Annotated in this window: 15 protein-coding genes; 7 read left to right on the top strand and 8 right to left on the bottom strand. The window is 69.2% G+C overall.

What is annotated here, in order from left to right; all coding sequences use genetic code 11:
• Nucleotides 1–21: 21 nt before the first annotated feature.
• From ASF65_RS14315 to ASF65_RS14305, 3 genes are all read right to left on the bottom strand, one after another.
• Nucleotides 22–816 (bottom strand): 3-oxoacyl-ACP reductase family protein, encoded by a 795-nt coding sequence (locus ASF65_RS14315; protein WP_055890437.1) that lies wholly within the window; start codon nucleotides 814–816, stop codon nucleotides 22–24.
• Nucleotides 817–861: 45 nt separating this feature from the next.
• Entirely contained in the window at nucleotides 862–2,436 is a 1,575-nt protein-coding gene (locus tag ASF65_RS14310) for a GMC family oxidoreductase (protein WP_055890435.1), read from the bottom strand.
• 265 nt (nucleotides 2,437–2,701) lie between these two features.
• Entirely contained in the window at nucleotides 2,702–3,415 is a 714-nt protein-coding gene (locus ASF65_RS14305; RefSeq protein ID WP_055890433.1) for a GntR family transcriptional regulator, read from the bottom strand.
• Nucleotides 3,416–3,754: 339 nt separating this feature from the next.
• Here ASF65_RS14305 and ASF65_RS14300 point away from each other — a divergent pair, with 339 nt between their 5' ends.
• From ASF65_RS14300 to ASF65_RS14270, 7 genes are all read left to right on the top strand, one after another.
• Complete coding sequence (locus ASF65_RS14300; protein WP_055890431.1) at nucleotides 3,755–4,867, top strand: iron-containing alcohol dehydrogenase; 1,113 nt, start codon at nucleotides 3,755–3,757, stop codon at nucleotides 4,865–4,867.
• A 68-nt stretch (nucleotides 4,868–4,935) separates the two neighbouring features.
• Nucleotides 4,936–5,961 (top strand): sugar ABC transporter substrate-binding protein, encoded by a 1,026-nt coding sequence (locus ASF65_RS14295; protein WP_055890429.1) that lies wholly within the window; start codon nucleotides 4,936–4,938, stop codon nucleotides 5,959–5,961.
• 68 nt (nucleotides 5,962–6,029) lie between these two features.
• Entirely contained in the window at nucleotides 6,030–7,541 is a 1,512-nt protein-coding gene (locus ASF65_RS14290; RefSeq protein WP_055890427.1) for a sugar ABC transporter ATP-binding protein, read from the top strand.
• Nucleotides 7,538–8,530 (top strand): ABC transporter permease, encoded by a 993-nt coding sequence (locus ASF65_RS14285; RefSeq protein WP_055890425.1) that lies wholly within the window; start codon nucleotides 7,538–7,540, stop codon nucleotides 8,528–8,530. The genes ASF65_RS14290 and ASF65_RS14285 overlap by 4 nt, the downstream gene beginning before the upstream one ends.
• Nucleotides 8,527–9,522, top strand: coding sequence for an ABC transporter permease (locus tag ASF65_RS14280; RefSeq protein ID WP_055890423.1), 996 nt, complete (start codon nucleotides 8,527–8,529; stop codon nucleotides 9,520–9,522). The genes ASF65_RS14285 and ASF65_RS14280 overlap by 4 nt, the downstream gene beginning before the upstream one ends.
• A gap of 76 nt (nucleotides 9,523–9,598) precedes the next feature.
• Nucleotides 9,599–10,021, top strand: coding sequence for an RbsD/FucU domain-containing protein (locus ASF65_RS14275; RefSeq protein WP_055890421.1), 423 nt, complete (start codon nucleotides 9,599–9,601; stop codon nucleotides 10,019–10,021).
• On the top strand, nucleotides 10,018–10,887 hold the full coding sequence (locus ASF65_RS14270; RefSeq protein WP_055890420.1) for an amidohydrolase family protein: 870 nt from the start codon (nucleotides 10,018–10,020) through the stop codon (nucleotides 10,885–10,887). Before ASF65_RS14275 ends, ASF65_RS14270 begins: the two co-directional genes overlap by 4 nt.
• Here the strand turns inward: ASF65_RS14270 and ASF65_RS14265 are convergent.
• The 5 genes from ASF65_RS14265 to ASF65_RS14245 are packed head-to-tail and all read right to left on the bottom strand — an operon-like array spanning nucleotide 10,854 to nucleotide 15,444.
• Nucleotides 10,854–11,639 (bottom strand): nitrilase-related carbon-nitrogen hydrolase, encoded by a 786-nt coding sequence (locus ASF65_RS14265; RefSeq protein ID WP_055890418.1) that lies wholly within the window; start codon nucleotides 11,637–11,639, stop codon nucleotides 10,854–10,856. The genes ASF65_RS14270 and ASF65_RS14265 overlap by 34 nt on opposite strands.
• Complete coding sequence (locus ASF65_RS14260) at nucleotides 11,639–12,421, bottom strand: ABC transporter permease (RefSeq protein WP_055890416.1); 783 nt, start codon at nucleotides 12,419–12,421, stop codon at nucleotides 11,639–11,641. The genes ASF65_RS14265 and ASF65_RS14260 overlap by 1 nt, the downstream gene beginning before the upstream one ends.
• Nucleotides 12,418–13,278, bottom strand: coding sequence for an ABC transporter permease (locus tag ASF65_RS14255; RefSeq protein WP_055890414.1), 861 nt, complete (start codon nucleotides 13,276–13,278; stop codon nucleotides 12,418–12,420). Before ASF65_RS14255 ends, ASF65_RS14260 begins: the two co-directional genes overlap by 4 nt.
• Entirely contained in the window at nucleotides 13,275–14,312 is a 1,038-nt protein-coding gene (locus tag ASF65_RS14250; protein WP_055890411.1) for an ABC transporter ATP-binding protein, read from the bottom strand. Before ASF65_RS14250 ends, ASF65_RS14255 begins: the two co-directional genes overlap by 4 nt.
• A 46-nt stretch (nucleotides 14,313–14,358) precedes the next feature.
• Nucleotides 14,359–15,444 (bottom strand): extracellular solute-binding protein, encoded by a 1,086-nt coding sequence (locus tag ASF65_RS14245; RefSeq protein WP_055890409.1) that lies wholly within the window; start codon nucleotides 15,442–15,444, stop codon nucleotides 14,359–14,361.
• Between the last annotated feature and the right edge of the window lie 9 nt (nucleotides 15,445–15,453).

Below are 15,453 nucleotides of genomic sequence, written 5' to 3'. Positions count from 1 at the left end.
TGGGACTGTCCTTGGGGAGTGTCAGCGCAGCGTCAGGCCGCCGTCGACCGTATGGATTTCGCCGGTGGTAAAGGAGGCGGCGTCGCTCGCGAGATAGACGACCGAGCCGGCCAGCTCGTCCACCGTGCCGATGCGGTTCTGCACCGCGCTCTTCGCCCAGTGGTTGTTCACGACGTCCGGGTTCTCGCGCAGCACCTCTTCCGTCAGTTCGGTGAGGATGTAGCCGGGCGCGAGCGCGTTGACGCGGATGTTGTGCTCGGCCCACTCGGTGGCGAGGCACTTGGTCAGCATGTGCACCGCTGCCTTCGACACGTTGTAGGCGGAGTGCTTGAACGGCCAGTTGACGATGCGGCCGGACATGGAGCCGATATTGATGATCGAGCCGGACTTCTGGCGGATCATCAGGCGGCCGATCGCCTGGCTGACGAGGAACACGCCGTCGAGATTGGTCGCCATCGTGGCGCGCCAGTCGGAGAGCGCATAGGTCTCGGCGTCGCCGGGATAGATGGTGCCGGCGTTGTTGACGAGGATGTCGGCGCGTCCCCAGCGCGCCTCGACGCCCGCTGCCAGCCGCTCGACGTCGGCAGGGTCGGCGACGTCGGCCTGGATGGCGAAGCTGTCGCCGCCGCCGGCATTGAGCTCGGCCACGAGCGCCTCGGCCTGGGGCAGCGTCGAGCGCACGACGACGCACACGTCCGCGCCGTGCGCGGCGAGCGCCTCCGCGAGCGCCCGGCCGATGCCGCGCGAGCCCCCGGTCACGATGGCCTTGCGGCCGGTCAGGTCGAACATGCGCGCGTAGTCACGCTTGGGCGCCATGGTGGTCCCCCTCCCTTGAGATGTCTTCTGTCGTTCGATGTGGCGTCAGGCGGGCACGGTCTCGGCCACCCGCACCGGCGGGACGGGCACGGCCATCGGCTCGCCGAGTTCCCGCTCGATGTGCTCGGCGGTGCGCAGCGCCTGCGCCACGATGGTCAGCGACGGGTTGAAGCCCGTCGAGGACGGCAGGAAGGAGGCGTCGACGACGTAGAGATTGTCGACGTCCCAGACCTTGCAGTTCGTGTCGAGGACCGAGGTCTTCGGGTCGTTGCCGAAGCGCGCGGTGCCGCACTGATGCATCGAGACCTTGATGTCCATCTTCTGCGTGACGATGAGGGGGTAGCCGAGCGAGCGCATCACCTTCGACCAGACCTTCACCAGCTCGCCGTGAGATTTCAGGTTGTTCGACGTGTAGGACAGGCGGATCTTCCCGTCGGGATCGACGCTGACACGGTTCTCCGGGTCGGGCAGGTCCTCCGACATCAGCCACCAGTCCACCGAGCGCTCGGCGAACAGGCCCATGGCCCATTCCGGTGCCCACTTGGCGTTCGCCGTCAGCATGCCGGCCTGCAGCTTGCCGAGGCCCTGGATGTTGCCGAGCGGGTAGGGCTTCTCGGAATTGGCGAGATAGAAGTCGTTGATCGCCATCGACTTCTGGAAGGTCACGCGGTTCTTCTTGAACGGCGAGATCGCCATCATCGCGGTGTTGTTGTGGGCCATGTAGTTGCGGCCGAGCTGGTCGGACGTGTTGTTGCCGAGGCCGCTCGGGTGCTTGTCGTTGGCCGAGCGCAGAAGAAGCGCGGACGAGTTGATGGCGCCGGCCGACGAGACGAAGATCCCAGCCGCGACCGTGCGGCGCTCGCCCTGGTAGTCGAGCTCGACCGCGGTCACCCGCGCGCCCGACGGGTCGGTCACGAGCCGGTGGACGAAGGCCTCGGTGATCAGCGTCACCCCGCCCTTGGCGAGCGCCGGGTTGACGAGCCGCACCTCGGCGTCGCCCTTGGCGCCGATCTTGCAGGCGAAGCCGTCGCAGGTGCGGCAGCGCGCGCAGGCGCCCCCGTCGTGGTAGTCGATCGCGATCGGCAGCGGGAAGGGCCGCAGGCCCTTCTGGCGAAGCTTCCTCTCGAACCAGGCGATCTCCGGCTCGTGGCCGATCGCGGGGTAGGGCATCGGCCCCGAGCGCGGCGGCTCGATCGGATCGACGCCCGCCTCGCCATGCGTGCCCATCAGCCGCTCGGCGCGGGCATAGTAGGGCTCGAACGCGTCGTAGTTCACCGGCCAGGCCGGGGCGACGCCCGCCTCGTGCTGCAGGTCCTCGAAATCCTCCTTGCGGAAGCGGACCGTGGCCGCCCCGAAGAACTTCGAGTTGCCGCCGACATAGTAGTAGGTCGAGGGATTGAAGAGCTTTCCGTCGCGGTCGCGCCACTCTTCCTTGGTGGCGTACTTCTTCTTGTGGAAGACGGCGTCGACGCTCCAGTTGTCCTTCTCGCGCGGCAGGCGGGGGCCGCGCTCGATCATCAGGATCTCGCGGCCGGGTGCGGCCAGGGCGTTCGCCAGCGCGCCGCCGCCGACGCCCGCGCCGATGATGACGATGTCGTAGCTGTTCTTGAGTTCGCTCATCTCTTCATTCCTCCCGGACGTCCGGCCGCTCGCCTCCCGGCGCGCTGGCGCGATGTCCCGTCCTCACATCACCGCGCCGACCTGTCGGGGCGTGAATTCGCTGTCATCGTCGAAGGCTCTGGCGCTCGCCGGCTCGCTGGAAGCAGCCGCCGGAATCGCGGCAAAATGCGGGCATCCGCCGCCGCCGTCCCCTCATCCGCCGTCACGGCAACATCGTCGTCGCTCATGCGGATCGGCGGGGAGAGGCCTCTCGGAAAGCCCGGCATCAGACCTCCTTCCGCCGGAAGTAGCGGCCGTCCTCGTACATCGCGCTCATCACCGCGAAGGAGGACTCCAAGTGGATCTTCATCGCAAGTTCCGCCTGGTCGGCGTTGCGCCGGCCGAGCGCGCGCACGATCGCGGCGTGCTGCTCGGTCACCTCGGCGAGATGACCCGGCACGGGCGCCGACAGCTGGCGCATCCGGTCGAGATGCGCCTTCACGAGGTTGATGAACTTCCAGATGCGCGGATAGCGGCTGATGCCGGCGATCGACGCGTGGAAGGCGTCGTCCACCTCGATATACTCGTGCAGCGCGCCGCGCTCGAGAATGTCGCGCATCTCGCCGATCAGGCGCTCGAGCCGGCGGATGTCCTCGTCGGTGGCATAGGCGACGGCCCGGCGGATGCTCTCGATCTCCAGCGCGCGGCGGATCACGAAGCCTTCCTCCGCGACCTCGAAGGAGATCTTGGAGACGTAGGTCCCCGAGTGCGGGAACACGTCGACGAGATCCTCGTCGGCGAGCCGCTTGAGCGCTTCCCGCACCGGCGTGCGCGACACGCCGTAGGCGAGGCACAGCTCCTTTTCCGAGATCACCGAGCCCGGCTCCATCGACAGGCGCACGATGGCGTGGCGCAGCACCTCATATATCTGTTCGGCTTTCAGCGTCGGCTTTTCCGCCGGCGAGCGCCGGTCTCTCGCGGCGCTAGTTCCTGCAATCATGGATCAATCCGACGGATCTGGTGAGGTGTTGACAACCTGGAACCGGTCTGGCTTCAATAACTCATATATCGGTTGACGGTGCAAGGCGCAATCCGATACGAGATCGAGCAGCGGCGGAGGAGGCCGCCGACACGGACCGGCCGGCCGGTCCGACCCCACCCGAAATCCGACCGCCCATGCGATCGCGTGCCCCAGTCGGGCGGACGCCGGCTCCCTTGCCGGCGAGCGTCCCGGCGCGCGTCGCAAAGTCCCATCGCGCCCGATCAGAGTGGCCAGGATGCTCCTGGCCGCCGACGATGCCGCGCATCCTGAATGTCGATAAGTCCGAGAGTGCCGGCCATGGCCCTGATCACCTATCTCACCCGCATCGAGTTCGACGAAGGCGCCATCGCCAAGCTGCCCTCCATCCTGAAGGGGTTGACCGTGTCGCGCCCGCTGGTCGTGACCGACCGGGGTCTTCTCGCGAGCGGCCTCGTGGAGCGGGTGCTCGGCCTCTTCGCCGATCGTCCGGTGGTGTTCGCCGACACGCCGGCCAATCCGACCGAGGATGCGGTGGAGGCCGCCTTCGCGCTCTATCGCGCGGAAGGCTGCGACGGGATCGTCGGCCTTGGCGGCGGCTCGTCGATCGATCTCGCCAAGGCCGTGCGGCTTCTCAGCGGCCACGAGGGGCCGCTCGCGCAGTACACCGCGGTCGAAGGGGGCGCGGCCCGGATCCACGGCCGCATCTGCCCGCTGGTCGCGGTGCCGACGACGTCGGGCACCGGCTCCGAGGTCGGGCGCGCGGCCGTCATCATCACCGCCGAGGGGCGCAAGCTCGGCATCGTTAGCCCGCACATGCTGCCCTCGGTCGCGCTCTGCGACCCCGAACTGACCTACGGCCTGCCGCCGTTCCTGACCGCCGCCACCGGCATGGACGCGATCTCGCACTGCCTCGAGACGTTCATGGCGCCGTCCGTCAACCCGCCGGCCGACGCCATCGCGCTCGACGGGCTGAAGCGCGGCATGGAGGCGATCCGGCCGGCGGTGCGCGACGGCTCCGACGCCCGCGCGCGCTGGGAGATGATGATGTGCGCGCTGGAGGGCGCGATGGCCTTTCAGAAGGGCCTCGGCGCGGTCCACGCGCTGACCCATCCGCTCGGCGCGGTGCGCGAGTTGAACCTTCACCACGGGACGCTGAACGCCGTCCTGATGCCCGCGGTCCTGCGCTTCAATCGCGAGACGATCGGGGGGAAGTGGCGGGTCCTGGCCGACATCCTCGGCGGCGAGCCGGACGCGGTGATCGCAAGCCTCGTGCGCGACATCGGCATGCCGTCCGGCCTTCGCGCCATGGGCGTCACCGACGAGATGATGGAACGCGTCTCGGCCGAGGCGCTGAAGGACCATTGCCACGGCACCAACCCGCGGCTCCCGACCCGCGAGGACTACCTCGAACTGCTTCGCCAGTCCGCCTGAGGGCGGCGGCGCCATTCCAAGCGGGGCGGCGGGGGCCGCCTCGTCCATTCATCACTGGGAGGACCGACATGACCGACTTCGACGACAACAGCCCGGAAGCGGCCCGCCTGCGCCTGACGCGCCGAGGGTTCCTGAGCGGGGCCGCCGCGCTGACGGTGGCCGCAGCGCTCGCCCGTCCGAACTTCGCCTTCGCGCAGGACGCGCAGTTCTGCGCCTCGCTCGGCTGGACGGTCTGGGAATCGGGCCGCCACATCGTGGCCGGCTACGAGGACGCCGTGAAGCGCCTCGGCGGCACGCTGACCGTCGCCGACGCCAACTACGACGTGAAGAAGCAGGCCGACCAGATCGCCGCCTTCGTGGCGTCGAAGCCCGCCGCGATCTTCATCACGCCCGCCGACGCCGCCGCGATCGCCCCGGCCGTGCAGGCCGCGGTCGCCTCCGGCATCCCGATCTTCTGCGGCGACAGCTACGTGCCCAACACGACGGTGACCTCCACCGCCATGTCCAACAATTTCGGGCTCGGCTCCTACGGCGCGCAGTACATCGCCGACCGCCTGAAGGGGAAGGGCAAGGTCGCCATGGTCTGCCTGCCCTCCAACGAGTCCTGGGACCAGCGCACGCTCGGCGCGAAATCGATCTTCACGCGCTATCCCGACATCCAGGTCGTGTCCGAGATCGCCTTCGCGCTCGGCGGCACGACGACCCCGCGCCAGGTGGTCGACAACATCCTCACCGCCAACCCCGAGCTCGACGCCATCTGGTGCGCTTGGGACGGTGCGGCGTCCGAGGGCACGCTCGCCATCAAGGCGTCGGGCCGCGACGTCTTCATCACCGGCATCGACGGCGGCGCGCAGTCCTTCGAGTACATCCAGGCCGGCTCGCCCTTCGCCCTCACCATGGCGCAGAGCTTCTACGAGATGGCCTACATGAACGCGTTCTTCGCGCATGAGGTGATCGCCGGGCGCAAGGCGCCGCGCTTCGTCATCACCCCGTCCTACGCGGTGACGCAGGAAAGCCTCGCCGACATCGACATCCCCGACACCTACGACCAGCCCGGCGAGGCCGCCAAGCTCGGCTGGAACCGCGTCCTCTGATCGACGCCGACAGATGAAGGGAGGACGGGCGTCAAGCCCGTTCTCCCTGCGCAAGAGGAGGGGAGCCCATGTCGAAGATCCTGACCATGAGCGGCATCGCCAAGCGGTTCGGGCCGGTGCAGGCGCTCGGCGGCGTCGATTTCGACCTCGACCGGGGCGAGATCCATGCGCTGCTCGGCATCAACGGCGCGGGCAAGTCGACGCTGATCAAGATCCTCTCCGGCGTCTACGTGAAGGACGAGGGGACGATCACGATCGACGGCGAGGCGGTCGAGCTCGGCACCCCGCGCGCGGCGATCGAGGCGGGCGTCGCCACCGTCCAGCAGCATCCCGAGCTCGTGCCCGACTGCACCGGCGTCGAGAACATCTTCCTCGGCGGCGAGGGTGCCTCGCCCGGGCTCTTCCGCCGTATGAACCGCGCCGCGATGCGCGAAAAGGCGCAGAAGCTGCTCGTCCGCTTCCCGATCGAGATCGACCTCGACGCGCGGGTCGGCGAGATGCCGGCGGTGGACCGCGAGATCGTCGCGATCCTCCACGCGCTGCGCCACGACCACATCAAGATCCTGATACTCGACGAGCCGACCTCGACGCTGACCGAGCGCGAAAAGGCGTCGCTCTTCCAGATGATGCGCGCGCTCCAGGCGGGCGGCATCTCGATCATCTACATCACCCACCGGCTGGAGGAGGTCTACGAGATCGCCGACCGTTTCACCGTGTTTCGCGGCGGTCGCAACGTCGCGACGATGACGCTCGGTGAGGCGCGCCGGACGGGCGTTTCGATCCCCGAACTCATGCTCGACGAGGCGGCGGGCGACCTTTACCCGACCCGCGACGGCCGCTCCGACGGCGACGTCCTCCTCGAGGCGAAGGGCCTTGGCTGCGGCGCTCATTTCTCCGGCGTCGACCTCGTCGCGCGGCGCGGCGAGATCCTCGGCATCTTCGGCCTTGTCGGTTCCGGCGTCGACGAACTGTCCAAGGTGCTCTACGGCGCGATGCGCCACGATGCGGGCGAGCTCGTCGTGAAGGGCGAGACGCGCCGCTTCCGCGGGGCCCATGATGGTCTGGCCGCCGGCATCTTCCTCGTGCCGGGCGACCGGCGGACGGAAGGGCTGACGATGACCAAGGACGTCGTCTTCAACACCACCGTCGCCCATCTCGGCCGCGCCTCATGGCTCGGCGGCCTCCTGCGCATGCGGGCCAACCGGCAGGCGAGCGAGCGGCTGGCGCGCGACGTCGGCCTCCAGCCCTTCGAGCTGGATCGTCCGGTCAGCGCCTTCTCGGGCGGCAACCAGCAGAAGATCGTCATCGCCAAGGGTCTCTTCCGCGACGCCGACATCTACATCTTCGCCGAGCCGACGGTCGGCGTCGACATCGGCGCGCGCGCCAAGCTCTATGCCCTGATGCGCGAGCTCTCGCAGCGCGCCGCCGTGATCGTCGTCTCGTCGGACTGCGACGAGGTCCACGGCCTCGCCGACCGGGTTCTCGCCCTCTACAAGGGCCGCCCCGTGCATCCGGGCGGCACCGAGCCCACCCGCGACCAACTTCTCGCCGCCGGCATCATGGGAGCGCGCGCAGCATGAAACGACGCACCAACCCGCTCGTCCCGCGCATCCTCGCCTTTGCGATCCTTCTGGCCGTCGTCGCCGCGGTCTTCGCGAGCCTCAGCCCGGCCTATCTCTCGGCTGGCAACCTCCACGGCCTCTTCCGGCACATGGCGGTGCAGGGGCTCGCCGCGCTCGGCCTCACCTTCGTGATCGTCGTGCGCCAGTTCGACCTGTCGTTTCCCGGCGTCGCCTCGCTCGGCGCCATGACGCTCGGCTGGCTGATCGCGGGCCGCTACGGTCTGGGCATGGGCGTCGCCGGTGCGCTCGCCGTCGGCCTCCTGTGCGGCCTCGTCAACGGCTTTGCCGTCGCCTACCTCCGCCTGCCCGACATCGTGGCGACGATCGCGACCGGCGGGGCGGCCGTCGGCCTCTCCTACTTCTATTCCAACGGCACCTCGCTCTCGAAGAACTTCTTCTCGTCGGGGATCCTCGATCTCAACGACGCGAAGTATCTCGGCCTCGACGCGCCGGTCGCGATCCTCGCCCTCGCGGCCCTCCTGTCGGCCCTCGTGCTGCACGGCTCGCGCTTCGGGCGGGCCTTCTACGCGACGGGCGAGAACCGCACCTCCGCGATCTTCTCCGGCATCCGCGTCAGGCTCTACGTACTGGCGGCCTTCGCGCTGTCGGGCATGCTCTCGTGTCTGGCGATCACGCTCCTTGTGGCCTCGTCAGGCGCGGCCAACGTGACGGCCGGTGCACAGCTCCTGATGCCGGCCTATGCCGCGGTCTATCTCGGCGCCGCCCTCTTCGGAGCGGCATCGGTTCCCGCCACCGTCGCGGGCACGCTTCTCATGTCGGCGATGCTGAACGGCTTCACGCTGCTCGCGGTCCCCTACTACTACTCCGACGCCATCGTCTCGATCGTCCTCATCAGCGCCATCGCGCTCTTCGACCCGAAGATCGCGGAAGGCTTCCGCCGCTTCCGCGACGCCGGCAAACCCGCCTTCCGCGAGGCCCGTTCATGAGCGCCGTCATGCCCACCGCCTCCCGCCCCGTGCCGGCCGCCGGCTTCGACGTCAGACGCTTCGTGGTGCGCTTCGGCCTGTTCTTTCTCCTGGCGATCCTCGTCGTCGTCTTCTCCTGGCTCCGGCCGAGCTTTGCGAGCGCCGGCAACGTCACCGACATCCTGCGCTCGGCCTCGATCTCGGCCGTGATGTTCCTCGGCCTGACCTGGATCATCGCCGCCGGCGAGATCGACGTCAGCTTCATGTCGGTCGCCGCGCTCTCCACCATGATCATCGCCGGGCTCGTCTCGGCCGGTTTCGGCTGGCCGGTGGCGGTTCTGGCGGCGCTCAGTGCGGGCGTCGCGGTCGGCCTTCTCAACGGGCTTCTCGTCGCCGGCATGGGCCTGCCCGCGCTCGTCATCACCATCGCGACCGGGGGCCTCGCCGGCTCCGTCGCGGCGGCGATCGGCAAGGGCACCTCGATCCCGATGGCAACGACCGGCTTCGTCGGGCCGATCGTCGACGCCGATCTCGGCATCGTGCCGGTGATCGCGATCGTCGTCGCCGCGCTCTATGCCGTGGCCTGGGTGCTGCAGGACCGCACGACCTTCGGCCACTACATCTATGCGATGGAGCAGAACCGCCGGGCCGTGGTGGAAGCGGGCGTGCGCGCCAGCCGCATCCTGATGATGCTCTACGTCCTGTCGGGGACGCTGTCGGCCGTGGCGGGCGCTCTTCTCGCCGCCGACCTCTCGTCCGGCCAGCCTTACATCGGCACGTCCTACTTCATCGACGGGCTGACGGCGGTGCTGCTCGGCGGCATGGCGCTGAAGATGGGCAAGCCGAACGTGATCGGCACCCTGGTCGGCGTCGTGCTGCTCGCCGTCCTCCTGTCCGGCGCGGCGCTTCTCGGCTGGACCGACTCGCAGCGCCAGATCGTGCGCGCCGCGCTCCTGATCGCCGGCGTCGCTCTCGTCGTCTGGACCCGCCGCCGGACCCGCGCGCATCTCTGACGCGGGGCGCCGTCAACCTTCGATCGGCGGCCGCACGGGCGCCGGATCCTCACCCACCGCATTTCGGAAGACATCCATGCTGAAGACCATCGACCCGCTTCTCAACGGCCAACTCCTCGCGATCCTCGACGACATGGGCCACGGCAACGAGATCGTCATTGCCGACGCCAATTTCGGGGCGGCCAACGTCGCGCAGCGTCTGGTCGACCTGCCGGGCACCACCGCGACCGCGCTGGTCGACGCGATCCTCTCGGTCTTTCCGCTCGATGATTTCGTCGAGGACCCGATGGCGGTGATGAAGGCGCCGGACGAGACGCGGCCGATGTACGACGCCTTCCAGGCGAGCGCCGACAGGGCGGAGGGGCGCAGGATCACGATCGCCGAGATCGATCCTTCCGAGTTCGTCGAGCGCACGCGCCGCGCCTATGCCGTGATCGCCAGCGGCGAGCGGCGGCTGTATGGTAATGTCCTGCTTCGCAAGGGAGTGCTGCGTCCATGACATCTAACCACCAGCCGGCGACGATCGACAGTCACCAGCATTTCTGGCGCGTCGAGCGCGGCGACTACGGCTGGATGGGCGAGCACGTGAAGCCGCTCCTGCGCGACTTCATGCCGGAGGATCTCGCGCCGCTCCTGCGCCGCGCCGGCATCGACCGGACGATCCTCGTCCAGGCGGCCGAGACGGAGGCCGAAACCGACTTTCTCCTCGAGGTGGCCGCCGCGACGCCCTTCGTGGCCGGCGTCGTCGGCTGGCTCGACATGGATGCGGACGGCTTTGCCGAGCGTCTTGCGCACTACCGCGCGCAGCCGAAATTCGTCGGGCTGCGGCCGATGCTGCAGGGGCTCGACGACGACGCCTTCATCCTGCGCCCGCGCGTCCTCGACAATCTCCGCCGCGTCGCCGACAGCGGCCTTGCCTTCGATATCCTGACCTTTCCGAAGCATCTGCCCCATGTGGCCGAGGCGCTGGCGGCGGTGCCGGGCCTCCGGGCCGTCGTCGACCATTTGTCGAAGCCACCGATCGCGGCCGGCGATCTCGATCCCTGGCGCGCCGACATCGCCCGTATCGCCGCCTTCCCGAACGTCTCGTGCAAGGTGTCCGGCATGGTGACGGAGGCGAAGGCCGACTGGGCGCTGGACGATCTCGCCCCTTACGTCGACCACGTCGCCGCGTGCTTCGGCGCGGACCGGCTCCTGTTCGGCTCGGACTGGCCGGTTGCGACGCTCGCCGCCGAATACGGCGAGGTCGCCCACGCGGCGCGCGCCCTGCTCGGCCACCACTTCGGGCCGGAGGACATGGGCAAGATTTTTGGCGGCAACGCCGCGCGCTTCTACGGCGTGGCGTCGGCGAGTTCGCCGAGATAGTTGTTGGCGGCTCGCGGCCCCGCGAAGGCGGCGGGGTCGAGGTCGGCGACGAGCATCGCGGCTTGCGCCTCGCTGCCCTGCGCCAGCGCCGCGCCGTCCGGCCCGGCGATCATCGACAGGCCCTGATAGGCGAACGCTCCGTCTTGGCCGCACCAGTCGGCATAGGACACGAACACGCTGTTCTCGAAGGCCCGCGTCGGCACGAGGCTGCGGGCGATGAAGCGCGCGCCGTCGCCCGCCGGCAGCGCCGTCGGCACCAGGACGAGGTCCGCGCCGGCTTGGGCCAGTGCCCGCACGGTCTCGGGAAACTCGACGTCGAAGCAGACGAGGAGCCCGACCCGAAAGCCCGCGAAGGCGACGACCGGGGATATGGCCGTGCCGGGCGAAAAGGCGCTGCGCTCGTAGTCCCCGTAGAGGAAGCGCTTGGCATAGACGACCGGCGTCTCGCCGGGCCGCAGGAACACCGCGGCGTTGCGCACCGTGGGCCCGTCCGCGACGGGGAGCCCGAGCGCCAGCGCGACGCGGCTCTCCTCAACCCGTGCCTGAAGATGCGCGATCGTCTCCGTCGCCCGCTCGGCCTCCGCACGCAGCGCCTGCTCGCCCGCGCCGTAGCCGGGCAGGGCGAGTTCGGGCAAGTGGGCGAGATCTGCGCCGGCCTCGCGCGCCTTGGCGAGGCACCGGTCGATCCCGAGGAGGCCGTCGGCGCCGCCGCGGGCCGCCGCCGCATCGAGCTGGAAGAGGGCAAGGCGCATCAGCGGCGCTCCCAGGCGCCGAGAAGCTTCGGCAGGTCGCCGAACCGCGCGACGAGGCCGAAGACGAGCGCGGCGAGCGCCACGAACAGCACCGAGATCGACGCCATGACCGGCGTGTAGCCGTAGCGAAGGGCGTTGAAGATCTTGATCGGCACGGTTTCCATCGTGAAGCCGACCGTCATGTAGGCGATGATGTATTCGTTGAGCGAAAGCACGAAGGCGAAGGCGAAGCCCGACACGAGATAGGGCCGGATCATCGGCAGGACGATCGTCCGCCGCACCGCCGCCTCGCTGGCGCCCATGGTCCGCGCGGCCTCGACGATCTCGCGGTCGATCGAGGAGAAGCCGAGCGTCAGCGTCACGAGCGGCAGGCTGGTGAAGAAGATCGCGTGGCTGACGACGACGGTGAAGGACGAGCCGTAGAAGCCGACGGTGGACCAGAAAGCGAGTGCGCCGAGCGCGGTGATCACCGGTGGCAGCACGAAGGGCGAGACGCCCAGAAGCTGCACGATGCGGCCGGGCAGCGTCGCTCGCCGCCACAGGGCGTAGGCGATCGGCAGGGCGATGAGGACGGCGAGCGCCGCCGCCAGCACCGCGATGGAAACGGACGTGAACAGCGCGCCGCGCCAGTCCGGGTCGGTGAAGATCGCCTGATACCAGCGCAGCGACAGGCCTTTCGGCGGAAAGACGAGGCTTTGCTGCGCGTTGACCGACACGCCCGCGATGATCGCGACGGGTGCGGCGAGGAAGAGGGCGACCAGCGCCAGGAACAGGCGGCTCATGTCGCGCTCCCGACTCGGCGCGCGCCGAACAGCGCCGTCAGCGACACGAGGAGGATGCTGGCCAGCACCAGGAACACCGCCATCGCCGCGGCGAACGGCATGTTGGACTGGTAGATCGCCTGATCGGTGATGAGGACGGACAGCGTCCAGTGCTGCGGCCGGCCGAGAAGCTGCGGCAGGAGGTAGGAGCCGAGCGCGAACACGAAGACGACGACGAAGGTCGCGGCCAGCGCCCCGCGCAGCGCCGGCAGGATCACGGTGAGGAAGGCGCGCACCGGCGAGGCGCCGAGCGTTTCGGCGGCTTCCCCGAGAGAGGGGTCGAGGCGCGAGAAGGATGGGTAGAGCACCAGCACGCAGTAGGGCAGCGCCTGGTAGGACATGCCGAGAAGGACGGCCGCAAAGCTCGGCGTGAAGGCAGCGGGCGTCTTCATCAGGCCGATCGCGACGAGGAGGTTGGAGAGGCCGGCCGTGCGCGACAGGAGCGTCGACCAGGAAAAGCCGATGATCACCTCGGAGAGGGACAGGACGGCGAGCAGCGCCACCAGCCAGGGCACCTGCGAGCGCCGGGGCAGGCGCGACAGGAGATAGGTGAAGGGCGCGCCGACCACGAGGCAGATCAGCGCCACCAGCGCCGACAGGCCGAGCGAAAAGAGGAGGATCTCGCCGAAGAACAGCGACAGGAAGCGCGCGTAGTTGGCCGAGGTCAGAACCGGCTCGTAGAATCCGCCCTGGACGCGCTGGAAGAACGAGACGGCGATCATCAGGCCGAACGGCACGACGAAGAAGGCGCCGAGCATCAGGCCGGGAAAGACGAGGGCGCCCTGACCGCCGGCGGGGCGGGACGTGGCCGCGCTCATGCGGCCCCGGCGGGAAAGACGGTCGCAGTGCCGGGCTTCAGCGTCAGCGATACGGGCGTGCCGGCGGGCGGCACGTCGGCGCCGGCCTCGCGGTGCGCGATGATGCGCTGGTCGCCCGAGCGCAGGTAGATCTCGACCGCCGAGCCCATGTCGCGCACGAACTCGACCCGGGCTGCGATCGGCCCGTCGCCCTCGGGCAGTAGGACGACGTCCTCGGGTCGCACCGACACGAGCGCGGCCTCGCCCGGCAGGGCGAGACCCGGCAGGAGGGCGCCCGACGCAAGGCGCGCGCCGCCGGCCTCGCGGCGCGCTTCCAGGAGGTTGGTCTGGCCGAGAAAGTCCGCGACGAACGGCGTTGCCGGTCGACGATAGACCTCGATCGGCCGGTCCATCTGCAGCACCCGGCCGTTCTGCATGACGACGACCTGATCGGCCATGGTCATCGCCTCGCGCTGGTCGTGGGTGACGACGATCGTGGTGATGCCGAGCCGCTCCTGCAGGAGGCGCAGTTCCACCTGCATGGCCTCGCGCAGCTTGGCGTCGAGCGCCGACAGCGGCTCGTCGAGGAGGAAGAGGCGCGGCGCGACGGCGAGCGCGCGGGCGATCGCCACGCGCTGGCGCTGGCCGCCCGAAAGCTGCGTGATCGCCCGGCCCTCGACGCCGGGCAGGCGCACGAGGTCGAGAAGTTCGCGCACGCGCGCTTCCGCCGCGCCGCGGCTTGTCCCCCGAAGGCGCAAGGGATAGGCGATGTTGTCGCCCACCGTCAGGTGCGGGAACAGCGCCAGCGACTGGAACACCATGCCGAAGCCCCGCTTGTGGACCGGGACATGGGTGATCGTCTCTGATCCGAAGCGGATGTCGCCGGCGGTCGGCGTCTCCAGCCCGGCGATCATGCGCATCAGCGTGGTCTTGCCGCAGCCCGACGGCCCCAGAAGACACACGAACGTGCCCTCCGGGATCGTGAGGTCGACGGCGTCCACGGCGGTCGCCGCGCCGTAGCGCTTCGTCACGCCGGAGAGCACGAGTGCGGTCATGGGCTGGAAAACTCCTGAGACGGGGTGAGGCGGGCGCCGGGCGCGCTCAGCCGACGATCAGCTCGGTCCACTTCTGGTTCAGCCAGTCGGCCTTCGACACGTAGAGGTCGTAGCGCGGCACGATCGGCTCGGAGGTGGAGGAGACGGCCGCGAACTCGGCGTCCGTCAGGTCGAGGAGCGAGCGCTGGATCACCGGCGCGGTGCCGACCTTGCGGGCGAGCAGCGCCTGCGTCGCGGGCTGGGTCATGTAGTCGATGAACTCGTGCGCGATGTCGAGCTTCGTCGAGGCCTTGCTGACGGCCCAGCAGCCCGAATCCGAGATGCCGCCTTCCTTCGGGAAGGTGGAGCGGACCGGCGCGCCCTTGGAGGCCGCAAGGCCCGTCACGTCGTGGTAGTACTGGCCCATCGGGATCTCGCCCGACTTCAGTGCCGCCTCGAACTGCGCCTCGTCGCGATACCAGAGCTGCACGTTCGGCTTCACCTCGGCCAGCTTGTCCATCACCTTGAGGATGCCCTCCTCGGTGTCGAGCACCTCAGTGCCGCCGAAGAAGGTCTTGGCCGTCACCTCGAGGAGGAACGAGTTCGAGACGAGGGCGAGAAGGCCGAGCTTGCCCTCGTTCGCCGGATCCCAGAAGGCGGCCCAACTGTCGGGTGCGGTCGGGTAGGCCTCGGTATTGGTGACGAGGTTGATGTACCACGCGACGGCGCCGACGCCGGCCACCCGCTCGTCCGGGTACTTCACGAGGAACGGCGGCAGGATGTCCTTGGCGTTCTTGATGCGCGCGAGGTCGAGCGGCGCCCAGAGCTCGGTCGACAGGCCCTTGCGCATGGCGACCTGGCTGATCATCGACACGTCGGCCGGCGCGATGTTGGCGCGCGCCGCCTGCTCCAGCTGCACGAGCCAAGCCTCGCCCGTCGGCTCGGCGATGCCCTCCACCGCGATGCCCGTCGCCTTCGTGAAGGCGGGGAAGACGTTCTCGTCGAAGGAATCCTTGAAGTAGCCGCCGTAGACGCCGACCTTCAGCGAGCGGTCCTGCGCGCGCAGGATGCCGGGCATGGCCAGCGTCGCGGCGCCGGCGGCCGCGCCCAGAAGCACCGTGCGGCGGGTCGGATGGGCGATGGAAGTCGTCATGTCGCGTGT

The organism is Aureimonas sp. Leaf324 (assembly GCF_001423245.1).
Taxonomy (GTDB): Bacteria; Pseudomonadota; Alphaproteobacteria; order Rhizobiales; family Rhizobiaceae; genus Aureimonas.
The sequence above is the reverse complement of the archived record's forward strand: the minus strand, read 5'-3'. Positions and strand labels throughout refer to the sequence as shown.

What these genes read in the sequence shown, in the direction of transcription:
- ASF65_RS14250 (WP_055890411.1), bottom strand. Translation starts at nt 14,312, where the DNA reads ATGACCGCACTCGTGCTCTCCGGCGTGACGAAGCGCTACGGCGCGGCG.
- ASF65_RS14260 (WP_055890416.1), bottom strand. Translation starts at nt 12,421, where the DNA reads ATGAGCCGCCTGTTCCTGGCGCTGGTCGCCCTCTTCCTCGCCGCACCC.
- ASF65_RS14315 (WP_055890437.1), bottom strand. Translation starts at nt 816, where the DNA reads ATGGCGCCCAAGCGTGACTACGCGCGCATGTTCGACCTGACCGGCCGC.
- ASF65_RS14310 (WP_055890435.1), bottom strand. Translation starts at nt 2,436, where the DNA reads ATGAGCGAACTCAAGAACAGCTACGACATCGTCATCATCGGCGCGGGC.
- ASF65_RS14255 (WP_055890414.1), bottom strand. Translation starts at nt 13,278, where the DNA reads ATGAGCGCGGCCACGTCCCGCCCCGCCGGCGGTCAGGGCGCCCTCGTC.
- ASF65_RS14305 (WP_055890433.1), bottom strand. Translation starts at nt 3,415, where the DNA reads ATGATTGCAGGAACTAGCGCCGCGAGAGACCGGCGCTCGCCGGCGGAA.
- ASF65_RS14295 (WP_055890429.1), top strand. Translation starts at nt 4,936, where the DNA reads ATGACCGACTTCGACGACAACAGCCCGGAAGCGGCCCGCCTGCGCCTG.
- ASF65_RS14275 (WP_055890421.1), top strand. Translation starts at nt 9,599, where the DNA reads ATGCTGAAGACCATCGACCCGCTTCTCAACGGCCAACTCCTCGCGATC.
- ASF65_RS14285 (WP_055890425.1), top strand. Translation starts at nt 7,538, where the DNA reads ATGAAACGACGCACCAACCCGCTCGTCCCGCGCATCCTCGCCTTTGCG.
- ASF65_RS14280 (WP_055890423.1), top strand. Translation starts at nt 8,527, where the DNA reads ATGAGCGCCGTCATGCCCACCGCCTCCCGCCCCGTGCCGGCCGCCGGC.
- ASF65_RS14265 (WP_055890418.1), bottom strand. Translation starts at nt 11,639, where the DNA reads ATGCGCCTTGCCCTCTTCCAGCTCGATGCGGCGGCGGCCCGCGGCGGC.
- ASF65_RS14245 (WP_055890409.1), bottom strand. Translation starts at nt 15,444, where the DNA reads ATGACGACTTCCATCGCCCATCCGACCCGCCGCACGGTGCTTCTGGGC.
- ASF65_RS14300 (WP_055890431.1), top strand. Translation starts at nt 3,755, where the DNA reads ATGGCCCTGATCACCTATCTCACCCGCATCGAGTTCGACGAAGGCGCC.
- ASF65_RS14270 (WP_055890420.1), top strand. Translation starts at nt 10,018, where the DNA reads ATGACATCTAACCACCAGCCGGCGACGATCGACAGTCACCAGCATTTC.
- ASF65_RS14290 (WP_055890427.1), top strand. Translation starts at nt 6,030, where the DNA reads ATGTCGAAGATCCTGACCATGAGCGGCATCGCCAAGCGGTTCGGGCCG.